Source organism: Peribacillus sp. B65, from assembly GCF_058513295.1.
The window spans coordinates 3,478,865-3,501,388 of the sequence record NZ_CP195840.1 but is presented as its reverse complement, the minus strand read 5'-3'; the positions used below and the strand labels follow the sequence as shown (position 1 = coordinate 3,501,388).

At 36.2% G+C, this 22,524-nt stretch carries 18 protein-coding genes; 11 read left to right on the top strand and 7 right to left on the bottom strand.

Going from position 1 to position 22,524, the window contains the following annotated elements; genetic code table 11:
• Positions 1-156 precede the first annotated feature (156 nt).
• Both sspL and ACSR9O_RS17070 read left to right on the top strand, forming a co-directional pair.
• A complete protein-coding gene (gene sspL, locus ACSR9O_RS17075) occupies positions 157-288 on the top strand; it encodes a small, acid-soluble spore protein L (RefSeq protein ID WP_034304091.1) in 132 nt (43 codons plus the stop codon).
• 262 nt (positions 289-550) lie between these two features.
• Positions 551-3,721: an ATP-binding cassette domain-containing protein gene (locus ACSR9O_RS17070; RefSeq protein WP_491724784.1), complete on the top strand. Its 3,171-nt coding sequence runs from the start codon at positions 551-553 to the stop codon at positions 3,719-3,721.
• Positions 3,722-4,211: 490 nt separating this feature from the next.
• Here the strand turns inward: ACSR9O_RS17070 and ACSR9O_RS17065 are convergent, their stop codons facing one another.
• Entirely contained in the window at positions 4,212-5,480 is a 1,269-nt protein-coding gene (locus tag ACSR9O_RS17065) for an ATP-binding protein (protein WP_491724783.1), read from the bottom strand.
• Between the two features lie 1,533 nt (positions 5,481-7,013).
• A complete protein-coding gene (locus ACSR9O_RS17060; RefSeq protein WP_491724782.1) occupies positions 7,014-8,099 on the bottom strand; it encodes a DNA sulfur modification protein DndB in 1,086 nt (361 codons plus the stop codon).
• Positions 8,100-9,379: 1,280 nt separating this feature from the next.
• On the opposite strand from ACSR9O_RS17060, the gene ACSR9O_RS17055 reads away from it, so the two are divergent.
• The 8 genes from ACSR9O_RS17055 to ACSR9O_RS17020 all read left to right on the top strand — a co-directional run bounded on the left by ACSR9O_RS17055 (position 9,380) and on the right by ACSR9O_RS17020 (position 16,402).
• A complete protein-coding gene (locus ACSR9O_RS17055; RefSeq protein WP_491724781.1) occupies positions 9,380-11,299 on the top strand; it encodes a hypothetical protein in 1,920 nt (639 codons plus the stop codon).
• 1 nt (position 11,300) lies between these two features.
• Complete coding sequence (locus ACSR9O_RS17050; RefSeq protein WP_402939592.1) at positions 11,301-12,155, top strand: hypothetical protein; 855 nt, start codon at positions 11,301-11,303, stop codon at positions 12,153-12,155.
• The gene (locus ACSR9O_RS17045; protein ID WP_402939590.1) at positions 12,145-12,930 is read left to right on the top strand and encodes a hypothetical protein; all 786 of its coding nucleotides are present in this window, start codon (positions 12,145-12,147) and stop codon (positions 12,928-12,930) included. The genes ACSR9O_RS17050 and ACSR9O_RS17045 overlap by 11 nt, the downstream gene beginning before the upstream one ends.
• A gap of 518 nt (positions 12,931-13,448) precedes the next feature.
• Positions 13,449-13,814: an SRPBCC family protein gene (locus tag ACSR9O_RS17040; protein WP_491724780.1), complete on the top strand. Its 366-nt coding sequence runs from the start codon at positions 13,449-13,451 to the stop codon at positions 13,812-13,814.
• Positions 13,815-14,297: 483 nt separating this feature from the next.
• Complete coding sequence (locus ACSR9O_RS17035; RefSeq protein WP_491724779.1) at positions 14,298-14,534, top strand: hypothetical protein; 237 nt, start codon at positions 14,298-14,300, stop codon at positions 14,532-14,534.
• Positions 14,535-14,809: 275 nt separating this feature from the next.
• On the top strand, positions 14,810-15,418 hold the full coding sequence (locus ACSR9O_RS17030; protein ID WP_491724778.1) for a hypothetical protein: 609 nt from the start codon (positions 14,810-14,812) through the stop codon (positions 15,416-15,418).
• A gap of 13 nt (positions 15,419-15,431) precedes the next feature.
• Positions 15,432-15,725, top strand: a complete 294-nt coding sequence (locus tag ACSR9O_RS17025; protein WP_491724777.1) for a hypothetical protein — start codon at positions 15,432-15,434, stop codon at positions 15,723-15,725.
• A gap of 140 nt (positions 15,726-15,865) precedes the next feature.
• Positions 15,866-16,402, top strand: a complete 537-nt coding sequence (locus ACSR9O_RS17020; protein WP_491724776.1) for a hypothetical protein — start codon at positions 15,866-15,868, stop codon at positions 16,400-16,402.
• 47 nt (positions 16,403-16,449) lie between these two features.
• On the opposite strand, the gene ACSR9O_RS17015 is transcribed toward ACSR9O_RS17020, so the two are convergent.
• From ACSR9O_RS17015 to ACSR9O_RS17005, 3 genes are all read right to left on the bottom strand, one after another.
• Positions 16,450-16,680 (bottom strand): hypothetical protein, encoded by a 231-nt coding sequence (locus ACSR9O_RS17015; protein WP_491724775.1) that lies wholly within the window; start codon positions 16,678-16,680, stop codon positions 16,450-16,452.
• A gap of 156 nt (positions 16,681-16,836) precedes the next feature.
• Positions 16,837-17,820 carry an ornithine cyclodeaminase family protein gene (locus tag ACSR9O_RS17010; RefSeq protein ID WP_491724774.1) on the bottom strand — a complete coding sequence of 328 codons (984 nt, stop codon included), beginning with the start codon at positions 17,818-17,820 and terminating at the stop codon, positions 16,837-16,839.
• Positions 17,821-17,854: 34 nt separating this feature from the next.
• The gene (locus ACSR9O_RS17005; RefSeq protein ID WP_491724773.1) at positions 17,855-19,153 is read right to left on the bottom strand and encodes an MFS transporter; all 1,299 of its coding nucleotides are present in this window, start codon (positions 19,151-19,153) and stop codon (positions 17,855-17,857) included.
• 164 nt (positions 19,154-19,317) lie between these two features.
• On the opposite strand from ACSR9O_RS17005, the gene ACSR9O_RS17000 reads away from it, so the two are divergent.
• Complete coding sequence (locus ACSR9O_RS17000; protein WP_427571472.1) at positions 19,318-19,830, top strand: helix-turn-helix domain-containing protein; 513 nt, start codon at positions 19,318-19,320, stop codon at positions 19,828-19,830.
• Positions 19,831-20,069: 239 nt separating this feature from the next.
• Here the strand turns inward: ACSR9O_RS17000 and ACSR9O_RS16995 are convergent, their stop codons facing one another.
• Both ACSR9O_RS16995 and ACSR9O_RS16990 read right to left on the bottom strand, forming a co-directional pair.
• Positions 20,070-21,260 carry an MFS transporter gene (locus ACSR9O_RS16995; RefSeq protein ID WP_491724772.1) on the bottom strand — a complete coding sequence of 397 codons (1,191 nt, stop codon included), beginning with the start codon at positions 21,258-21,260 and terminating at the stop codon, positions 20,070-20,072.
• Positions 21,261-21,683: 423 nt separating this feature from the next.
• Entirely contained in the window at positions 21,684-22,478 is a 795-nt protein-coding gene (locus tag ACSR9O_RS16990; protein WP_491724771.1) for an alpha/beta hydrolase, read from the bottom strand.
• Positions 22,479-22,524 lie beyond the last annotated feature (46 nt).

The window sequence follows — 22,524 nt, the reverse complement described above, 5'->3', positions numbered from 1 at the left end:
ACAGATTTTGAAACCTGTGTAGAATTTAGTTCTATGCAGGTTTTTTATTGGGGTAATCTTTATAAGTTCCTGATTTTAGAGAGGCGTTCACAGAAAGAAAGTCCTTCGTTTTTAATTTATAACAGTTCGGACATAATATACTTGGAGGTGAAGGAAATGAGTAAAAAGACAGGAAGAGGTCGCATCGCACCAAGTGTTAACCCGCAGGGACATGGAAAAGATGTGGAATTCTCCACCGAGCCTAAAAGCGATCTTGAAAACAAGGCAAAAAAGTCCAATACAAAATAAGCGTATTGGATAAAAATGTGGTCATACTTTATAAGAAATGCCCTTCTCTTAGTCGAGAGGGGCTTTTATAATCTAAAAGAAGGTTTTAATCATCTTAAAAATCCAATCCTTACTCCTCGTTTTTTGTCGATGAATCATACGTTTTTGAAACAGCGGAATGTGAAAGAATAGAAGGATGTGGTTACCGTTAAAAAAATACCAAATACATATACCGCTATGCTAATATGGAAGACTGAGCTTAAAAAATGGAGAGGAGTTACATATGAAAATAAATCGATTAATAGCGAACAATATAAACCATTTAGATTCATCACTGCCAGACGACCAATCATTAGGAATTGCTGGATTATCAGGTTCCGGGAAGACGACTTTTTGTCAAACCATTGGTGAAGAATCCAAGAAGCGTCTCGTTTCCTTATTGCCCAAGTCTGAATATCAGTATTTATTTCCTAATATTATGGAAACCAACTTCAGTGCCATCAAGATGGAGGAAATGCCGCTGGTCCTTTTTCTCGGCAAATCATCCATTTCAGCTAATCCCCGTTCGACCATTGGTACACATACTGGTGTGTTTAAAGAGATTCGTGTTTGTCTTGCAGAAAAATTCAATCTTTCTCCGGAAGTTTTTTCATTTAATAATGCCTTAGGCTGGTGCCCCACTTGTAAAGGACGCGGTACGACGAAAAACGTCGAATGTCCAAAGTGTGAGGGGAAGCGCTACAATCAAGAAGTCGAGCAATATACCATTGAATTATTAGACCGCCCGCATACTATATCCGATATCAACAACTTAAGCATCGAAACGATCCTTTCACTCGCAGAGACCTTACATATTAGTGAAGCTAAACAGCATATTCTCCAAAATATAATCAATATGAATATTGGTTATTTAGGCTTGAACCGTATTATGGGGACAGTGTCAGGAGGGGAATTAACCCGGCTTTATTTGGCCGAATTCATGGCAACAAGTGAAAATACCGTGATCATCATCGATGAAATCTCCGTCGGTCTTGATCATCAAACCCTTTTGAAAATTTTGGAACAGATTAAGCAATTAGGTTATAAAAATCAAATTTGGCTCATTGATCATTCAGATACGGTGCTGGATAGCACTGATGACCAATTGTTCTTTGGACCCGGCAGCGGAAAATATGGCGGGAAAATCGTTGCGGAATCACCGCGGCCCAAACCAATCAGCTGGAAGCGAAATGAAGCAGCACCAACGGAATACTATCAATTTCAGGATCTTTACTGCCGTAATATTCAAATGGAAGAAATTCGGATTCCCAAGAATAGACTCGTTACCTTTTCGGGTGAGTCAGGCTGCGGTAAATCTACACTAGTCAATGAATGTATCTCTAAAGATTTTCAGAAGCGGTATCCAAAGGATAAGCTGGTCATGGTCGGGCAGGATCGAAACAAATCGATTACAAGTCGTTCAACCGTTGCGACGTTTCTTGATATTAAAAAGAAACTAACCAAATACAGTGATGAAATTGATGATATTTTTCAGCGTTCGATCGAAGATATCATTGAAGAATTGCCAAAAGAAGACATCGCTCATAAACGCTTGAGCTTATTGATCAAACTTGGGCTTGGTTATTTGACGTTAGAAAGAAAAACACAAACACTATCGACGGGTGAATTTCAATGTGTCCACTTAGTTTCCGAGCTGTTTGCGAAGACAAGAAATCCGCATACGCTGTTCATTTTTGACGAGCCTTCAAAAGGGCTATCGCAAAATATTTTAAACCAATTCATTGATAGTGTCAGAGTCATTCTAGATGATGAATCCGTCTCCATCATCATGATTGAACATAATGCCTATATGCTGGAAAGCTCGGATTATATCGTTGATTTTGGTAAAAGACAGCTAACGCCTGTCCAGCATCTTGACGTTGTCAGTCATGATGATTATGATCGTCACAAAAACAGTGACGATCAAGTGGAGCCATTGCAAATCTCTTCCACACTGCGGTCGAAAAATGGCATCAATTATTTAAAGGAAGATCATCTGGACTATTTCAAAAAGGCTGAGAACGTCTATAAGGGCGGCATTTTAAAAAGCTTATCACCAATCGCTCGTGTGATTTATGGGGAGTACGAGTCAGACACGATTGCACCTGTCATCGCCATCGACCTTGAACGGCACTTGTACAGTCAATATACGTTTCTTTATGAATTGGGAGGAATGATCAACCATATAGTGGCTGCACATCCGACCAATAAGGATACAAGAAGCTTTGATTTCTATTCTGCAGAAAATCATTGTCCAAGCTGTTCGGGGCGCCGGGTCATTGAAAAATTCGACATTGATGTAGTCATACAAGACAAAAACGTGCCATTCTGGGATGGTTTATTACATCCGGACGTGATGGAGGTATTAAAATATTATCAACATTCAAAGCTGCAATTCCTGTTTGATGAGATCAAGAATGAACTCGGTCACGACATTAGTAAAAGCTATAATGAGATGACAGATGCCGAAAAGCACACCTTCTTATATGGGTATTGGGAAAAGTCCTTTTACGATAAAGCAGGCAAGGCATCGCGAATTTGGGAAGGGTTCAATTTCATCATAGGGCGTTATATCTTCGTATCGAAATCAATCATTAAAGAGCAGATGAAAGAAACAAAAGAGATGATCGACTGTCCAGTCTGTCAAGGAACGGTCCTGAACCATCATAAAAAACTGATGTTTGGTGATACGGACATTCGCGAGCTCATCCAACAGCCGATTGATCAAGTCATCAAAATTGTAGGGAAGCTGCCGGAACTGGAAAAACTAAAAGCGATTGTGGGCGGCGATATCGCACTTACTGATGATGTCTCATTCCTTCCACGTGAAACAAAAGCGGCGTTAAAAATGCTCGAATTGGAACTGGCAAGCTTCGTCGGGTATGAAGTGGTTTTACAAAATACCCAGCCATTCTGGGGCAGCATTAAAGGCAATGTCGAAGCAATCAGCAGCAAAAACCAGATCACCATCTGTGACTTTGCCAATATTAATGAAACAAGAGAAATCATTATTGATAAATATTTCACCAATGGCAAGTACAAAAAATTAACCTATGTCTATGAAGCATTTGGCTACAAAAAAATCGTTACCCAAATCAATAAAATTAAAGCAAGTCATAAATGCCCATTCTGTAATGGTAAGAAAGTCATTTCAGAAGATAACATCCATGACGGTGTGTATAAATTAACGATCCCTTGTGTGAGCTGTCATGCCAGTGGCATCGATGATGAAGGGCGTAAAGAAATCGTCGAAAGCATCGACGTGCAGACCTGGCTGACAGGGAAAGTGAAGGATGTCGTGGCTGAAAGAGAACGTACCGAGGCCGTTGCCGATATCCCCATATTCGCCCGGATTCGTGAATTGAACAAACGAGACATGATGGCGGTTTATCACTGCCTTGACCAGAAAAAATAAAGTAAAAAGTCCGCCGATAATGGCGGGCTTTTATGTTGCGGACATAAGGGGCTAAGAGTCCGAATAGTGAGGTGAAGGTCGAAAAAAATTCGCAAGCGGTCGAATATAGTGCAGGGTAGGTCGAATACTATGCGGGGTAGGTCGAATACTATGTGGTTTAGGTCGAATACTGTGCGTGAACGTCGAATATTGTGTAGTTCAGGTCGATAAACTTCGTCAATGGCCCAAGACAGTGTAGCTGGTCGTATAAAGTGCTCCGGTTTTTATGGTTTTTTACTTTAATCCTTATTGGATGGAGGAAATTTGCGACACTCCTGCCGAATAAACTGTCTAGCCGAGACCCAACAGACGCTTACGGTGAGGAGGCTCCCGGACCGCCCGCGGAAAGCGAGTGCCTGGAGTGGAAATCAACGGTCAAATTTTAAAAACCTAAAAAACCTTAGACAAACTAAAAGTCCGCTGTAAATAACGGACTTTTTTTATATGAGTGTTATTTTGCAGAATGATCTTCATGATAAACGGGAAGTGTTACTGAAATAGTTGTTCCCTTATTCAAAAGACTTGTTATATGAAGTGTACCTTTCATCGTTTGGATGGTCTTAACAGCCACCATTGATCCTAACCCAGTCCCTTTTTCTTTGGAACTGTAATAAGGCTCTCCAAAACGATTTATTTGTTCTTTGTTCATTCCCACCCCGTTGTCACTGATTTCGATAATGATATCGAAATTATTTACATAGGAAACAATACTAAGCTCCCCGCCGTTTGGCATTGCCTCTATACCATTCTTGATGAGGTTTAGGAAGCATTGCTTGAAATGTTGAATATTCCCCCGGGTAATGCCTGGAGTCAACTGATTAGATATAGTAACTAAATTCATGCTAGCCAATGGTTTGATCATTTCAATTACATATCCTATTTCACGGTTGATTGAAATAGGATCCACTTTCTCAAGTGCAGGTTTTGCAAATGCTAAGTATTCACTAATAATGGCTTCTGCACTATTAAGCTCCCTGACAACATGCTCTATATATTGTTCTTTTACTCCCTGAGTAAGATCAGGAGTCTTCAGCAGTTGAACAAATCCTTTCACAACCGTTAAAGGATTTCTAACTTCATGTGAGATGCTAGCTGCAAGCTGACTGACTACCTCCATTTTTTCAAGCCTTATCATTTGCGTCCGGATTAAAATGGCATCTTTTAAAATTTCCATTATATATACAGCTAAACCGATAATGAAAGGAGGGAGGATGATAAAGTAAAATAAATACGCCTCCGTTATTCGAAAGTAATCAGACATAGCGAGTGAAATAAAGCTGGTTAGGATTCCTAGAAACAATATTAATAGTATGGAGCTATTTAGCTTATTTTTTCGATTGAAATTTTTGAATTTGGAAGAAAATAGAGCCGTTATAATATAGATAACGATATATACAATTAACGTAAGTAAATTGAAACCATAAAAAGCAAACCTAAAAGATAATATGATGACTAACAGGGCAGCGCCTACAGGCCAGCCACCATAAAGGGTTCCTATTATAAAAGGGATTTGCCGGAGATCATGGACACAATATTCATCAATATAAATAGGAAACTTCATACATAATATAATAGGAAAGCTCATGCATGCAGTGATAAGGGTCTTGCCATATTGACTTAACTTTTTGCCATGATCTAATAAAATGTAATAAATCAAAATGCTTACTAAGATATAAAAGAGATTATCTAATATGTTTTGATTAATATAAATAAAATTCATAGGATTCTCCTAAAAAAGTAACCGTTTGGTTTATTATACAAGAATAACACTAAAAAAGAGAGTCTTAATAAAGTAATTTTTTTACAGAACGTCATTTAAATTCAAAATTGATGTTGTTTAAAGTGCCTCTTTAAGAAAATTTATTTATTTAGAGAGTATAGTCGATTAGATGACTTATGGGGATTTGTGAAGTGGGTGATTAGACCTGGTATTAGCGGTATATGACGAAAATAATGATTATGGGGGAATCATGAAAGAACTCATGCGACAAGTAATGAGCGCTTTTTATTAGGAAGAAAAATTGCTAGAATTAAGGCCTTAAAATATAAAAATAGGAAAAAAGTTCTTGATTAGTTGAATATTGACTTCGAGAAAAAGTTTGTAAAAAAATGTCTACACCAATAAATTATAATATCGTCCATATTAAAATTCGCCAATAGTCTTTTAAACCTAAAGATATGCCTCCAAAGCAATCACTCGAAAAGATTTAAATAACTGGTTAGTTTCATATTAAGGTTTGAAGTCTCAAGGAACATCTTTATTCTAGGGGAGTTGATCCGTTGCTTTGCAAAAACATAAGAAAATACAAAAAAACAAATTTCGGTAGCTTTAGAAGAAATTAAAAGCAATAGGGGATGGGCTTATGACAAACCTAACTGATGATTTTGATAATAATTATAAGAAATTGCTCCATTTTTTGACTATCAAGATGTTAGAATATTTAATGAAATAAACATAAATCATTATGATTTTAATGAAATTTTAATTTTTTCGGGGATTTACTCGAATACCCAATTTGCGAATTAATAAATAATTCTAACTATAGAGAGACGGGTGAATTGTTCAGAAGTGTAATTAATCATTTTAAAATTTTTTCAAATTGGGAAGTATAAAAAAATCCATACTACTAAGTTTAGTAAAATTAAGGAGCATCAAAAGTAAAACTATCCCCCCAGATAACATATCGTTTTGGATGAATAAGAAATAAAGCCCGAAATTATATCAACCAAAGTTTACCCTTCTTTAAGAATGTGAAAATTTTTAACTTATACTATCAGTTTCATCCAGGAGAATAATACACTTTTTCTTTTCAGCGTTCTAGTTGCTTACGGGTAGGTTAATTGAATTAGAACTTTAGTGCAATAAATGAAGGTCAAGGGAGTCATTGCTGGAGTTAGTATAGATTCACAATGCATGATGCTTGCTCGTTATGCGTGGGATTAGACATCGAAAAACATGAAATAAAACGTAATAAATAATGTAAAATACCTTAGCCTAGTTTAAGCAGACTTTGGAATTATTGATCGTTATCCACTAAGTGGGGCAAAAAGGAACATGGTATCAATTAAATTGGTTGCGTGCACACTTCTCAAGATCTCGAATTTGATTTTCGAAGGTTAGAAATTAGTTGAGGTGAAAGTTGTTTGAGCCGCTGGTTTGATTATCTTCGTAGTAAGGAGTTGTATGTGTGACTTTATATATTCATTCTACAAAAAAAATAGAGCCGCTCGATTAAAATGAGCGGCTCTATTTTTATTGTTTATGCAAGGTGTTCTTCAAAGCTTCATATACTCCATTAATACCGGCACTAGTACCAGTAAATACAAATTTATTCTTTTCAGGAATGTAGCTACCCCCATAACCTTCCCATATAAAACTACTATGAGACCAATCGATCGTGCCTAATTTTTCAATTTCATTTTGCCAATCAACGTTATTTTGATTATAAATCACTTCGTTTAAGTATTTACCGATTCCTTGTAGCGTAGCCGCAGTACCGATAATGTACTTTTCACGATTAGAAGCATCTTCTGGTAATACTTCGAATAGTAAATTGAGGATTTCATCAAGTGTATGGTGGGTATCATTGTAATTTTCGATATTTAATTTACTATCTTTATCCTTATTAGCGCCTGTAATGATATAGCATAACATATTTCTTAATGTAGAAAGAACCATAATTTGATTGTTATTGCCACGAATTTGAGTTTTTTCAGTTTCGACTTTTAATCTTAATAATTGCTCGTTGTTTTTAGCTAAATCTTTAGCTAATGTACTGTACAGATCACTTGAATCAAAGTTTAATGCAATAGATTTGTTAGGTTTACCAGCTAATAGATTTAAATCGTGAAATAATTGTTGTTCTCCTTTTTGATCAATTTCAGTGAAAATCACCACTGGAATAGTCATGTTTTCTAAGATGTTAAGTTTATCTGTAAGGTTTTCTCTCTCGTTATAACTACTTGAGTTATTTTTAGCCTCTTTTAATGTCATAATGGCTAATTTAATAGCTTCAGACCGATGTTGTCCATCGTTGATAGAGAAAACAGTGCTAATATCGACATCAATAGTAGATTCTTCTTCATTATATTCAATTTCATTTTTACAAGTCACTGTAATAGCACTTAAAAATGTCATTCTTTTCTTATCGATACCATCTAAGATATACTTCGCGATTGATTTAACGCGTGGCTTACTTAGTTTGCGTTGAACTTCTGGAAAAACTTTAAAGAAACTTTCAAGTTTATTGAAAGGGATCATTGTTACGTATGTATCTCTTCCAAACTGATTTCCCTTTGAACCTTTAAATGAAATTTTAATTGAATTTGCTATAGTCATTTTACCACCCCAAAATTATTATACATTAAACTTATCACTATTACGGATTTATTTCAATTTATATTTTAACTTTTTTAGAAAAAATAATAAGCCGCTCAAAAAAATATTCTTGGATTTATTAGTTTAAATTTAACTTGAGCCGCTCTGTGTAGTTTGTTCGTTTAATCGGAATCAAATAAAAGCCGCTAAAAATAATTGTGATTTTTACTTCTTTTTTTAAAAAAAGTTTGACGAATCAACTAACATGTTGTTTAATTATCGGTATGAGCCGCTCGGGTAACAGAGGAGGGTGAATTAATGTAATTACTGTAAAGATATGAATCCTATATTAAATGAGGTAAAATTAGTTTGTTATTTTGAAAGAACTCAAGAAGTAATTTCCTTAAGGGCTATTGAAACGACGATAGGTATGGAGATATTAGGTGACACTGAAAATAATTACTCTAGTGTTGGAAATCTGCAAAGGCATCCGGGCTCTTCAATTGTCGAAAGGGGTTGTAAATGCATTTGATGCATAATTCTGGTAAAGAGATGCGAATTGATTTGTGCAATATTGTAGACCGAGCTAAGACTAAAGAAAATATAGTACATAAGTATTGAATTAAATTATTTGATTAAGAAATTGGCGTCTTGAAAGCGATATTAGTTTAAACACATATATGGAACAGGTCAACGTTTCCCTATGTACTGTAGTGGTAATATGCGTTGGGATGCCTTCTTATATATCTCCTTGACGAGAATCAGCAAAGTAGTTAAAAACCACTGCAAATACATTTTTAGTTACTTGTGTTCTAAATTCACGGAACTCAAAAAAATAACAAGCATCGTCTTTTACATAGTACAGGAGTAATTTTCTGTTTAAATGGCAAACGCATGCAATGCTTATAAGGATATTTATACACGTAAGGGACTTAATTTAATTGAAATAAAAGATAATGCATTAACAATTGTTAATTGCAGTCATTTAACCAATGCAGCAATTTAAAAAAGGTTCATGGACAGTCGTGATCGATTAGTGGATTCTCTATTGCCGTAAAGAAGGAACTGCCAGAATAAATACTATCGTCACCAGAAATATCAATTCCTAAATCTAACAAATGGTTTAATACTTTTGTATTCTTTACGACGATCTAATGCGAAATACTATTTATAATCATTTCTTCAATATGGGCAAATAAGGAAGGGGAAGGAAAAATCGAAATACTGGTGGAGTAGAAGACTGTTTAATAAAGAGCACGAACCTAAAAAATTTTAGTGAGAAAAAAGTAGAGGTGTTTTATATGGAATTAGTTGGCGAAATAGAAAGTAAGTGGAAATTTTCTCCGATACCGAATATCGAAGAATCTAATTTTAATAAAATATTAGAGCGTTTCTATGGATTAGGTGTAAAAGGTTTAACGAAAGAAAATATACAAAACTCGTTAGATGGGCGATTAGCTAATAGCACTACACCGGTTATTGTGAAAATAAATATCGGTACGATTAATAATAGTGACATACCAGGAATTGATGATGTCATTAATCGTATTAAGTGCCTAGAAGGTAGGAATAGTTACACGAAAGAAACGATTAGCCATATGCTCAAAAAAGTGGATCAGGAAGAAGTACGCTATATTTCCTTTGAAGATATAAATACTAGAGGTCTAACTGGAGCGAAAAATGGACAAAGCCATTCCAAGAAAGATACTTGGGGTATTTATGCATATAACAAAGGTGTACATTTTGAGGAAAGTGATCAATCTATTGAAACTACACGTGGTGGCTCGCATGGTGTAGGGAAAATTGCATCAAATGCCGCATCGGATCTTCATTTAATGTATTTCGCAAACTGTGATGAGCAAGGGGACCAGCATTTAGGAGGCACTGCTCAATTAATTGAGCATATGTTTAATCAACAATGCTACCGTTCAACTGGTTATTTTGCTGATCTAAAAGTAGAAAATGATACATCAAAGTTTTATCCTTATGAAAATGAATTTCATTCTGTTTTTGAAAAGAAAACTAGAGGTTTAAAAATTATAATTCCGTACTTACGTGCAGAGTTTGATAATGAAGATGAAATTATTAAAACGGTATGCGATAGCTTCTTTGTCTCTATTTTAGATGGTAGATTAGAAGTTCATGTGAACGATCATGTAATTAATACAGATACAATTGAACGTTATTTAAACGATAGCCAGTATTACATTCAAGAAATTTCAGATATGAAGAAAGTATTTACACCACTTTATGTAAAAACGTATAAAAATGAAAAACCAAGAGATATTGTAATTTCAAATGGTGATAAGTACTTTGATTTTAAGCTTTATTTTAAATATGATGAATCTATTTCAAAAGGCCGGGTAGCCATTGTTCGTACGATTGGTATGAAAATTGAAGATTTTTCAGTCAAATCGAATGCGACAAAACCTTATAACGCTGTTTTAATTGGTGGTTTAGAAGAAGATGGTTATTTGAAATCTCTAGAAAATGAATCCCATACAAAGATCTCATCAGAGGATATTAAAGATCCAAGGCTTAAATCACAAGCTAAACGCTTTATAAATAATCTTTCAAGTGTAATCGCAGGCATCATTGATGAGGAAATGATGAAAAATAATCCTACAGATGGTTTGATGGATACTAAAGATCTTTTATATATTATAGAATCCGAATTCAAGCAAGATTTATCAAATGCTTATGGAGCGGTGAAGATTAATAAAGGCAATCTAGTTGTAAAAGCAACAGATGGTACTCCAAATAAAAAGCCTAAGAAAAAAGGAACGAAAAAAGGTACCGTAGAGCCTAAAAATACAGGCATTAAACGTACTCGTAGTAACAATCCTACTGGTACTACAGATGAATTGCAGGAATCCAACACTGAAACATATAGTGTAAGTCCAAATATAGTAGAACGTTTAATTGTGAAAAATACTGAATTTATTCAATTCAATTTCAAAGATATTTCAGAAATGAAAAATACGACTTCTTGTAATCTCTCATTTAACATTATTGATGGAATGGGAGAAGAATATAAGAATGAGTTTAAATTAAAAGAGAACTACGCAACTGTAATTGATAACAGTAGAGGATCAAAATGTGAAATCGATAATGAATCTATTAAGAATGTTTCGATAAAAGATGGTATTGTAAAATTAAAACTGGACCTTAAGCCTAATTATAATCGAGCATTGAAATTTATATACTATGTAGAGGTGTAAAATGATCTATAAAAAAGATGCAAATTTTCCATATCCCGTTTTGACGAATACATCAACAAGCTATGAAAATAGTTCTTTTTTGTTAGACGTTAAATTAGAGGAAAATACGAATGATTATCGATTTGAAATAGAATACGAAATTAGTTCAGCCTTTATAAAAGAGCTAATTGCAAAAGGGGATGCAGTACCTATCTTAATTATCCAATCAAAGGATAATAAGTTTTATAGGCTTGAGCAAAATCAAAAAGCAATTGAAGTGCCTAAGAAAAGGGTTTCTTTAAGTAAACGTACCTCAATTCAATTGCATATTCAATCAACAAAAGAAATCAATTTTAGTGAAAATGGTGATTTAAGTTCATTTTATGACGCGTTCAAGGATGAAATTATTGTACCCAAAAATTCATTATTAGGTTTCTCTAAGATTGTTGTATTTGAAGGCAGTATTCAAAAACCATTGGTGCTATTTGAAAAGAAATTAGATGAAAACTTATCTTCAGATATTAAAGTTGAACTTGGACCTGAAACTATCATTATTCATTATCGAAAAGAGGAGTTCCAATTCAATGGAGTGGGGTCTAGTCAAGCATTTAATAATCCCTATATTTATACAGGTCTTCGTACGGCTCTGCAACGCTTTATTAGTCAGTATAGTGAGCAGGGGGAGGATTATGTTGATTTAACACAAATTACTCAGCCTGAAAACCTACTTGATTTTAAGCTGTATCAGTTAATGACTAAAAAAATGATTGATGAAATTTCAATTGATAATATTGATGAGGTTATCTCTTTAATATCTGATAAAATTATTGAAAAATATGCAGGGGCAGTTAAGGGGCTTATTAATCATGGAAATTAGACTATTAAAAAAGGGCTATAAAAGTAATGAGCAATTTTATCAAGATTTTTTAGATGATAAAATCAATAGTAATGAGGACTATTTTTCTAATAAATTTGTAACAATTGCAGATGCGCCAGATTTTCCAATATATATGGGACGTGGATCAGAGGAAGAGAAGAAGCAAGCCTTCCAGCGGGCATTTGAAATAATTGCTGCCTCTTATATCCATTCAGATCGTGATCTTCATTTAGAAGAGATATTTTGGCATTCATTACTAGTTACGAAAAAGCGTGAATTTATTCTTGAAAACTACCCGATCGTAAGTACAGGTATTAAAGATTTCGAAAGAGTTGTAATCAAACCGTTCGATTGGGAAAATTATATTTATAAATGTGTCCTTGCAGCTGAATATATTGAAGATTTAGATATAAATGTTGAAGAGAAGAAGCATTATTATAATTTAGTTTTGGAAAATTTAGACGTATATAACTATATTATTAAATATGCCATTTTTCGAAACTCAGAGTTTTTAATTAAAATATTAACAATTATTGATGAGCTACAAATTTCAAATATTATGAAGTCAAATATTAAGGATCGACCGGATCTAGGAAAGGACGAACGTTACGGCAGACGTGTCATTTTTGAATTGAATAAAAAATATCCAGTCGTTATGTCACCGTTATTAGATATCGAAACGTTAAAAAATGAAGTTATTCAAGCATTAAGCTATTATTATGATGTATCAGATATAAGTATGAGTACCCAATTAACAGGGGCTTTTGTTGAATAGGGATTCCACGGCGGCGGTCTCTTCAAAAGTAACAGTGTAGCATCTTTTAGACAATAAAAAATAGCCTCCTAAGTTGGAATAGCAGGAATAGCAATGATAATTTCTCTTCTAGTATGTTAGAGGTAAAGTTGATGTTTTCTTTGCCAAAATATCCAATGATAAATATTTACTAAATGGAAGTTTTCTTCTTCAACTAGCGATGGGTTGGTTGAAGAAGAAAAGGCCCCACTCATAGAGATGGGGTTTGTACATTATTTCATCTTAATTTGTTCTCTTTTGTCTCCGATGTTTTATATCGTATTTACTATATTTAAGTCATGCTTTTTAAAATAATTCCCCCTATCTCTTAACTGTTCATGATTTATCAGTTGAGAATTTGGTTTTACATAATAAAGGAAATATAATATAGGTAGAGGTAATTTTCATTGAAAAAATGGACAAGGGAAATAGAAATAAACGCCCCAATTGAACAGGTATGGAAGTTTCTTGATGGTTCTGTAGAAAATATGTAAAAAATCATGCCTCAAGTAGTTGAACAAAAGCCCGTTAAAATAACGGAAGAAGTGGTTGGAAGTGTATATCGCCAAAAATATAGAGAAGGAAAACGAACAGAAGAGTATGATATAGAAACATTGGAATATTTGAATGAGACTAATGAGAAAAAGCTTAAAGTAGGATTTATACTTGCTAAAATGTTTGAAATTACAGCTTTTTACGAACTAAATAAAATCAATGACAATAGAACTTCCTTTACATATACAGTCACCAGTCGCCCGTTAAAGTGGTTTTTAAAAATATTATTATTATTTGCTACCGATAAAGTGGTCGTTGAATTTTTAGACCGTGTCAAAGAGGTTGCTGAAGCCGAAACGGGTAACAATTAACTCCTCTTCGATAAAGCCAGAAAAATCTTCCCAGCCGTGCACGATTGTGGAGGAATACAGATAGAAAATGATCAATCTATTTTTGTGAAATTGTGACGTTCATTTCCACTCCAGGCACTCGCTTTCCGCGGGCGGTCCGGGAGCCTCCTCGGCGCTTTTGCGCCTGTGGGGTCTCCCCTTGGACGCGTATTTCCCGCAGGAGTCTCGTACCTTCCGTTTCAATCAACTCTGCGTGAAAACAACGTCGACACAGCAACACAGGTAGAAAAGAAGCCATCTTTTTTCAAGATGGATTTTTTTATTTGTCGTAAAATATAGGGTCTGAGGAGGAGTTTTTGACTGGTGCTTAATCCAAATAGGGAGTTGCTTGAGGTTATTTTTCTAAAGTTACGGTATCGGAGTAGGAGTAAAGGCAGGATTAGAAGATGATAAGTAATTCTAAAAAACAGTGGTTAAAACAAAATTAAAATTAGGTGGTGAATTTTGATATTGATGTCTACAAATAAAGAGAATTATAAAAAGGCTTTAAATTTCGGATTATTATTTTATGCGATATTCGTGGGGTTAAGTGGAACAATTTCCTTTGCAGTTCTATTATTTTGGGTTGTTCCAAAAGATCAAATATCAACAATATTAGTACCTTTACTTTTCTTAGCTTTATTTCTCTATGGTACTTGTGCTTTATCTATACTTATTCGTTCAAAAATCAATAAAAAATGAGTGATTATTAGTTGAAACTTTTACCAATATAAAAGGTAATTGATGGTGGCTAAATTTGATTATATAAAAAATAGTAATCATAGTTTTTTTCTTCAATGCATCTGATAACACATGAGTATTTGGTTTAATTAATATTATTAAATATTCCATATATGAAAATCCTGAATTCAATTTTGGGATCTTTTAATCTGAGATTTTGGTTATTATGCCATTATGATAGACCGTCTTATACCGCTGCTTATAAGAAATACTAACAGGAGGAGGAGGGGGAAAAAATGGGTAAGAAAAAAGTTCGGTTACTTGCTTCACTATTATTTATAGTTAGTCTTTCTTTGATAGTTTCAGCTTGTTCTAATTCCAAGAAAGATGTAAATTCGGAGGATAAAAAGAATCTAAAGGTAATTCAAATGGATGGTACTTTTGCTGTAGATGTGGATGATCCAAATGAAACTGTAGGTGATGCAGATTACGTTTTTATAGGCCGAGTCGATGAAGATGTTGACACTCTATACAAAGACCCTGTAACAATTGAAACTAGTGACAGTGCTAAAGAGGTTTCAACACCGTATACAAATTACCAAGTTACTGTCCTGCAAAATATAAAGGGTGATCTAGTTACAGATACTTCCATACCTATTCAAAAGGCTGGAGGGATAAATGAAGATGGCTCTTCTGTTGTTTTGTATGAAGATGATACATTACCGGAAGAAGGAAAATCATATGTGTTTTTAGCGTATGCACAAGATGATGGTTCATTATTAGTATCAGGTCCCAATTCGAATGAATACGTTGAAGGTATTAAGCAAGATGTGAATAGCGGACAAATGGGGAAAGGTAAAGCTTCTTTGAACGAGGAAGCCACAGAGGTAGTTTCTGAGTATTAAAATGCATATAAAAATGAAATACCTACAGATAGAGACCGTTCAGAATCTGAATTTGATGCTGAGCAATAAAAATTTAAATGCAGGTGCATTATGGGTAGCAGGTAAGGTAGCTAATGATAACACAAAAAATAAGAGGTATGTGCATTATGAAGCAATGAGAACTTCAAACTCTAAGGGGTTATGGGTTGGTCCAGGTAGATCTAAATCGAAAGCAATTTCAAGATTAAAAAGTGGATTAGATACTTGGAGTATTGGCTCATCAAATGCACTCAGTATAGCAAAAGGTGCTTCACCAACTGGACGATAAAGATTTGATTCAGCACATACTGCTGGTAAAGGAAAAGGTACATTTGCACATTATCATCCTCATGAATATGGTACTCACTCATTCTACGGAGGAGGTAAGCTCTGGTAATTTATCAAATTTATTTATAAAGGAAGTATTCTATGGAAAAAAAGCACGACTTCGCAAGGTTATTCCCTCCTAAAAGAATTGAGGAAGTAGCCTATATTTTAGGGCATGATTTAGAGGGAATAGAGATTCCTAAAGAAGATGAACGTATAAAATATATACTGGCTGATCCTTATGCTCCAGAAATGAAGCTGACTAAAGGAGTATATATAATCTATAATAAAACGATACTAGAATTACTCACAGGAAAAATTCATTCTATTAATAGCTATGAATTTAAATACCCTAAGAAAAAGAATAGAAAGATTTCAGATACAGACATAGAATATGCACTGGACATGGCAACAATTGTACTACTTGCAAGCACAAATAATAAAATACTCACGACCTATTTTATTAGTGGTTCTGCTGAAAAACTAAACAGTATATTAAACTTATGTATTGGCTACTCCAAAGATTTAGAATGCAATGAATATAAAGCTAGTTTACAAAATTTTAAAAATGATATTGAAATAGTTAGTCAGATGGGATTATTAGAGAAAATAATTGGAAATGATTCTGGCGTAAGTTAAGTAATTAAAGATTTCTGTATATTAAATAGTTAAACACATCTATTGCCTTACAATCCTAAACCAACTGTTGTTGGCAGGGGTACGGTTAAAGCTAAAACTAAAACATTTGGTAAGTATTCTACAGCAATTGATGAAGTAAAAGTGATTGAAAAAGTTAGCAGTGATGCTGTATGTAGCAATGGATGAAAATCATGCGTCTGTAGTGCCGACCGCCATGAGCATTCCGTACCATTCGCCGATAAATAAAGAAAAACAAGCCGCCGAGACTTGGTGAACATCACCATTCTTTGCGGCTATTTTAATGATTAACGATCCATCGTTTCTATTTTTTCAATGCCAAATAACCGACGAAGCGACTTAATGAAGTAGTTGAAAAGAATAGGTTTTCATGAGTTTCTTCTGGATTTAACTCAAATAATAGACCGCAGCTTCTGTTATACCTCAATCTCTATCCCGATGTTCCGTTCTTTCGATTGACAGTAAACACCTTTTGCGACAGCGAGGTCAAAGTAAGCAGCACCGACAGATTTAAAGAAGGTAATTTCCTCTTCATTTTCCCTGCCTGTTTTGGTCCGCATTACAAGTTCATAAAGCTCCCCATGGATATCATTAAACGACCAATCTCCCCGATCGGCTGCATGTATGAGTTCTCCTGCTTCATCCTTCACGCCCGCAAAATCGTCGACGATAATTTTAGCAGCGCGTGAAACCGTGGTATTATCCACTTCTTTCATATCCGGCAAATAAGAACCGACCCCGTTAATGTGTGTGCCCGGCTTTAAATCCAGCCCATTAAATACAGGCTCGTTCGAGCGGGTTGCACAGCAAATTATATCTGCTTGACGAACAGCTGCTGAAACATCTTCGAAAACTTCAAAAGGAACGGTTACTCCGAATGCCCGCAGCTTTTCACCGAACTTCTCCGCTTTCTCTCGTGTGCGATTTACTAATAATATACGCTCAATGTCCCTTACGGCTAACACACCAATTGCTTGTTCAAATCCCATAGCTCCTGTTCCAATAATCGTGAGAACCCTAGCGTCTTTACGAGCAAGAAAGTCTGTGGCAATGCCGCTCAATGCCCCCGTTCTGAGACGTGTTAAATAGGAGGCATTCAACAATGCTAAATGTTCACCATTTTCTGCATCTGACAGCAAGATGACTCCCTGTGTCGTTGCCATCCCCCTTGAAGGATTCTTTGGAAAAATGGTAACGACTTTGACCGCCGAAACTTCTTCAGATAAATCAGCGCTTGGCATGTAAAGTGCCGATGCCTCGTGTTGAGGGAAAGCAAGAACGGTGCGATGAGGGTTGTCTATTTTTCTAGCACCATGTGCACGTAATACGGCCTTTACATCCGATATTGCGTCCTTCATTCCATATGATTGTTGAATTTCCTTCTCATTTATTACCAACATTCAATTGTCCTCCTTGAAGTAAAAGAACCATGGATTACATGGCACTAGTATTATGCGTTTCGTCTAATTTCTGATTGCTGCGATCCTTAACTGCCCAAATCGCCGCTAGGGAAAGGACAGAGGCAAAAATAATATAGATGGCGACAGGAACATAGGAGTTATTAAACTTATTAAGTAAAGCAGTTGCAACTAGCGGCGCTGTACCTCCTGCCAGAGCTGCCCCGATTTGATATCCAAGCGTGATGCCGGTATAACGAATCCTTGCATCGAAAATTTCCGAGAACATCGTTCCAAGAACAGCTGTGATGGGAGCCCAAATTACCCCTAAACCTATCACTGTTGCAATGATTAATAGGAGTACCGACTTTTGCTGCAGCAACCAGAAGTATGGGAATGCAAACAGTGCCATCCCAATCGTTCCGCCTATAAACAGCTTTTTGCGGCCCATTTTATCAGAAAGCATCCCCATGAATGGTATTAATATTGTCGTTATAATTGTTGCAATCATGACTGCAGTCAATGTAGCTGTCCTTGAGAAACCGAGATTCGAAGTAGCATATGATACGACAAATGTGCTGAAAATATAAAATGGCGCTGTTTCTACCACCTTGGCTCCCACGGCGATAAGCACTTCACGCCAATAATTTTTAAGAGTTTCTACAATCGGTAGCTTTGGAACTTCTCCAGATTCCTTTACTTTTTTGAAAGACGGTGTTTCATCGATTCCTTTACGAATCCATAGGCCAAAAAATACAAGGAAAGCACTAAAAATAAATGGTAAACGCCATCCCCAAGTCATGAATGCGCTTTCAGGAAGCAGTGTCATAATAGATAAGGCAATGGTGCCAAGCAGCATTCCTATTGTAACACCCATCTGGGGAATAGCTCCGAACAAGCCCCGTTTTTCAGCGGGAGCATATTCAACGGCCAATAAAAGCGCGCCTCCCCATTCACCGCCAATTCCCAGACCTTGAACTAAGCGCAACGTGATTAATAAAATCGGCGCCCAAATACCAACGGCTTGATACGTAGGAAGAAGGCCCATCCCAAATGTTGCGACTCCCATTAAACTAAGTGTTATAACAAGTGTTTTCTTTCTCCCGATGCGATCGCCAATATGACTAAAGATCACTCCGCCAAAAGGGCGGATGAAGAATGCTAACGCAAAGGATGCATAGGAAAGCAACAGCCCTATTGTCGGATCCTCATTCACGAAGAATAGCTGGTTAAACACGAGAGCTGCAACGGTTCCATATAAAAAATAGTCAAACCACTCAATCGAACTTCCTACTAAACTCGCGATTAATATTCGCCGCATTTGTTTCTTTTCCATCATGAGTCACCCCTCCAAAATTGAAGTGTCACTTCAATTTATTATTTCCTTTATTGTAAATAATTTTAAATTTTCTGTCAATTATTTTATTAATGACGGAACATTCATCAAAATTTGTACTGTATAATGTAGCTAGATACTATGTAAAAAAAGGGGGCATCTCTATGCCTTTTGATTCAATCGGGGAAAAAATGAAGTCATTGAGGAAAGAACGAAAACTAACATTAAAGAGCCTTGCTGAACAAACAGGAGTTTCGATCAGCTTTTTATCACAAGTAGAACGGGGTAAATCAAGCGTCACATTAGAGTCATTAAAAAAAATCGCCGATACATTAGATGTCAGCCCAAGCTTCTTTTTTTCTGAGGACCGCTCCCAAGAAAATTCAGATTACAATCATGAACAATTTCATTATCAGAATTTATCCAGCGGCATTCGTGATGCTGTTTTTTCGCCTATTCTAGTCACGTTAAAGCCAGGGGAGAATAAAGGAAGCGCTTTTTCTCATAGCGGACATGAATTCTTATTCATTATCGAAGGGAAGTTAACAGTGGAAATAGAGGGGGAAAGAATAGAACTCCATGAACAGCAGTCGTTCATGTTCGATGCTAGAAAAGCCCATTACTGGTTTAACTTCTCGGATCAAATTGTCCGGTTTTTGGTGGTGTCGTCGAAATAACGTCACGGTATATAAATGGAAGGAAGGCGTATAATTCAGGCAGCGTAAATCGCATTTATCCTCTTGGTTTTTTAGAGGTAAGCACCCAGTTTGTTTAAAAAAAGAAGTATCAAAGAACAACTAATGTTCTTGATACTTCTTTCTCCATTTTATTTGAAGGATTAACTGTAATCTCGTTTATTATGCCATGAAATGATGAGGTTACAAAGGAAGCATACCAAAGTGTTCTTAGCTTTCTCTTATGCTGCTTTCTTTTGTTTTTGGTCTAAGCGATAACTTAGGAATGTTAGAAGACTTGCACAGATTGCAACCAGCCCACCGACCCATGTCACATTAAGCAAATTTCCCTGATGGTAAACAACTCCGCCCAGTGCGGAACCAAAGGCGATACCGACATTGCTTGCTACTGGCATCAGTGAAGCAGCTAGCCCTGTAGCTTTTGGTTGATAAATACCGGCAAGGTCTATCAAATAAAGCTGGGTGGATGTTGTTAAAAGGATGGCCATTAACGACATCAAGCCAATGTTAATCAATCCAAAGATAAAATGATTTGTCGTCCAATATAAACTGATCAGAACGATTGCCTGCACGAGGAAAACAAACCGGAGGCGTCCGATAGCATTGTAGCTGGCAATTTTACCAGCAAGTATGTTGCTGAAAATGGAAATGAATCCGTAGCCAAACAAGATCAAACTGATTGAACTGCCTGGTGCTTCCATTCCTTTCAGCATTGGAACAAGATACGTATAAACGGCATACGTCGCTCCAAACCCAAGAGATGGAATGAAAAAAGCCATTAAAATTCGCGGGTGTGTTAACAAAGAAAATTGATCACGCATCGAACTGCGAATTGTACTTTGCAAAGTAGGCAATACGAAGAAAGATGCCAAAAACGCAATAGCTCCGAGAAAAGTCGTTAACAGGAAGGATGCATTCCAGTCGTACCATTCAGCGATGACAGTGCCTATTGGTACTCCAATCACGTTTGCAAGCGTAAAGCCACCGAAAACGAATGAAATAGCAAGTCCGCGTTTAGCGATCGGCATGGTTTCACTTGCAACAACCATGGCAAGGGAAATTAAAACCCCTGTTACAATCGCAGTCAGCATCCGAAGTGCAAGGAGCATGATGTAGCTCGTCGAAATCACGCACAAAGCATTCAGGACGATGAACGAACCTATCAGAAACAACATCCATTTACGCTTTGGAAAATGACTCGTTGCCGACATCACGAGCGGTGTGGCAACGGCAAACGTAAGCGCAAACGCAGAAACGAGTGTGCCTGCTTTGGCATTTGTGATATGGAGACTCGAGGAAATATCGGTTAAGATCCCGACGATAACAAATTCGCTTGTCCCGAGAACAAATGTTAATAAAGTAAGTGTTAAGATGAGCAACCAATGTCGCTTGGTTAATTCTGTGGCGTGCATAAATACCTCTTTTCTTAGATGAATGTAAATGTGTCACAGGGTAGATAAACAATTTAACTATCATACCACAAAACATTTTTACGAGGAAAACCCTTGCTTGGTTATCGTTTGTTATTTCTTGCTAGAAAGCTTGTAGCTGAATCATTCACTAATTTTACCGTAACAGAACGAGCATGAGGTTACGCTGCATGCTGATTGCGATCATTGTATCGATCAAAGGCTTTTGATCACTGTTGGAAGTATGAAGGGTTTATGGTAGAGGATGCAAGGTTCTATATGCCATGCTGAATAGACTATCATTAAAGGAATTAGCAGTTGAGCTGTATGTTTCGCCAATAGATAAGGACCTTTGAAAAAGCAGTCCCCAAGACTGGAGGAAATTATCATTCTTGGGGGCTATTGTGATGCAATCGATAAGGCCAATTAACGATCCAACTTTTCGTTTTTAGTTTCTCTGCCATATAACCAACGAAGTGACTGAATGAAGTAGTTAGTAAAGAATAGGTCATCATGAGTTCCTTCTGGATCTGAGGCAAATAATAGATTAGATTCCAAATAGCCTTCCTTGATAAATTCTAGGTGGGCTTTCTTCGTGTAGTCAACCATATGCTTTTGTATCGTTTCTTTATAAATTCCCTCTAATTCCCCGACATATAAATAGAGCTGATGGCTTTGACGATTCACTGATGGTTTTAGATGGATATTTCCTTGTCGTTCAATCTTTTCTCCTTGAAGATAGCGAAGAACGTCCTCGTACCAACAGGAAGCAGATAATGAGATAAATTGATGGAATACCTCTGGATAATAATAGGAGGCGAAAATCGAAACAAGTCCTCCAAGTGAGCAGCCGGAAATAGCTGTATGTGAAGGCTCGGGATTGGTAGCATAATGGGCATCTATATATGGCTTTATTTCGGTTACGACAGTATGTAAATAAACCTGCGCTCGTCCTTCAAAGGTGGAAGCATGCGGTGCAAGTGATGGTGCTTCCCATGGCGTATAGTCATTTTTGCGATCAATGGGTTCAATTCCAATAACGATAAGTGGTTCAATTTGCCCTGAAAGAATTAAATGATCGATATAGTTTGCAGCTTGCTTGGCAGTTTCACCGCCATCATGCATATAGATCGTTCGGTATGTCTTGGTTTGATCGTAACCTGAGGGCAAGATGACACATACCTCATAGTTGGCAATTTTCTCATCAAGGTACTGAATCATGTATTTTCTCCCCGTCCTTTAAGAATAATCATATTTTGAAGATTAG

Coding starts and splice junctions, on each gene's coding strand:
- sspL (WP_034304091.1), top strand. CDS start 157: ATGAGTAAAAAGACAGGAAGAGGTCGCATCGCACCAAGTGTTAACCCG.
- ACSR9O_RS17070 (WP_491724784.1), top strand. CDS start 551: ATGAAAATAAATCGATTAATAGCGAACAATATAAACCATTTAGATTCA.
- ACSR9O_RS17065 (WP_491724783.1), bottom strand. CDS start 5,480: ATGAATTTTATTTATATTAATCAAAACATATTAGATAATCTCTTTTAT.
- ACSR9O_RS17060 (WP_491724782.1), bottom strand. CDS start 8,099: ATGACTATAGCAAATTCAATTAAAATTTCATTTAAAGGTTCAAAGGGA.
- ACSR9O_RS17055 (WP_491724781.1), top strand. CDS start 9,380: ATGGAATTAGTTGGCGAAATAGAAAGTAAGTGGAAATTTTCTCCGATA.
- ACSR9O_RS17050 (WP_402939592.1), top strand. CDS start 11,301: ATGATCTATAAAAAAGATGCAAATTTTCCATATCCCGTTTTGACGAAT.
- ACSR9O_RS17045 (WP_402939590.1), top strand. CDS start 12,145: ATGGAAATTAGACTATTAAAAAAGGGCTATAAAAGTAATGAGCAATTT.
- ACSR9O_RS17040 (WP_491724780.1), top strand. CDS start 13,449: ATGCCTCAAGTAGTTGAACAAAAGCCCGTTAAAATAACGGAAGAAGTG.
- ACSR9O_RS17030 (WP_491724778.1), top strand. CDS start 14,810: ATGGGTAAGAAAAAAGTTCGGTTACTTGCTTCACTATTATTTATAGTT.
- ACSR9O_RS17025 (WP_491724777.1), top strand. CDS start 15,432: ATGAAATACCTACAGATAGAGACCGTTCAGAATCTGAATTTGATGCTG.
- ACSR9O_RS17020 (WP_491724776.1), top strand. CDS start 15,866: ATGGAAAAAAAGCACGACTTCGCAAGGTTATTCCCTCCTAAAAGAATT.
- ACSR9O_RS17015 (WP_491724775.1), bottom strand. CDS start 16,680: ATGTTCACCAAGTCTCGGCGGCTTGTTTTTCTTTATTTATCGGCGAAT.
- ACSR9O_RS17010 (WP_491724774.1), bottom strand. CDS start 17,820: ATGTTGGTAATAAATGAGAAGGAAATTCAACAATCATATGGAATGAAG.
- ACSR9O_RS17005 (WP_491724773.1), bottom strand. CDS start 19,153: ATGGAAAAGAAACAAATGCGGCGAATATTAATCGCGAGTTTAGTAGGA.
- ACSR9O_RS17000 (WP_427571472.1), top strand. CDS start 19,318: ATGCCTTTTGATTCAATCGGGGAAAAAATGAAGTCATTGAGGAAAGAA.
- ACSR9O_RS16995 (WP_491724772.1), bottom strand. CDS start 21,260: ATGCACGCCACAGAATTAACCAAGCGACATTGGTTGCTCATCTTAACA.
- ACSR9O_RS16990 (WP_491724771.1), bottom strand. CDS start 22,478: ATGATTCAGTACCTTGATGAGAAAATTGCCAACTATGAGGTATGTGTC.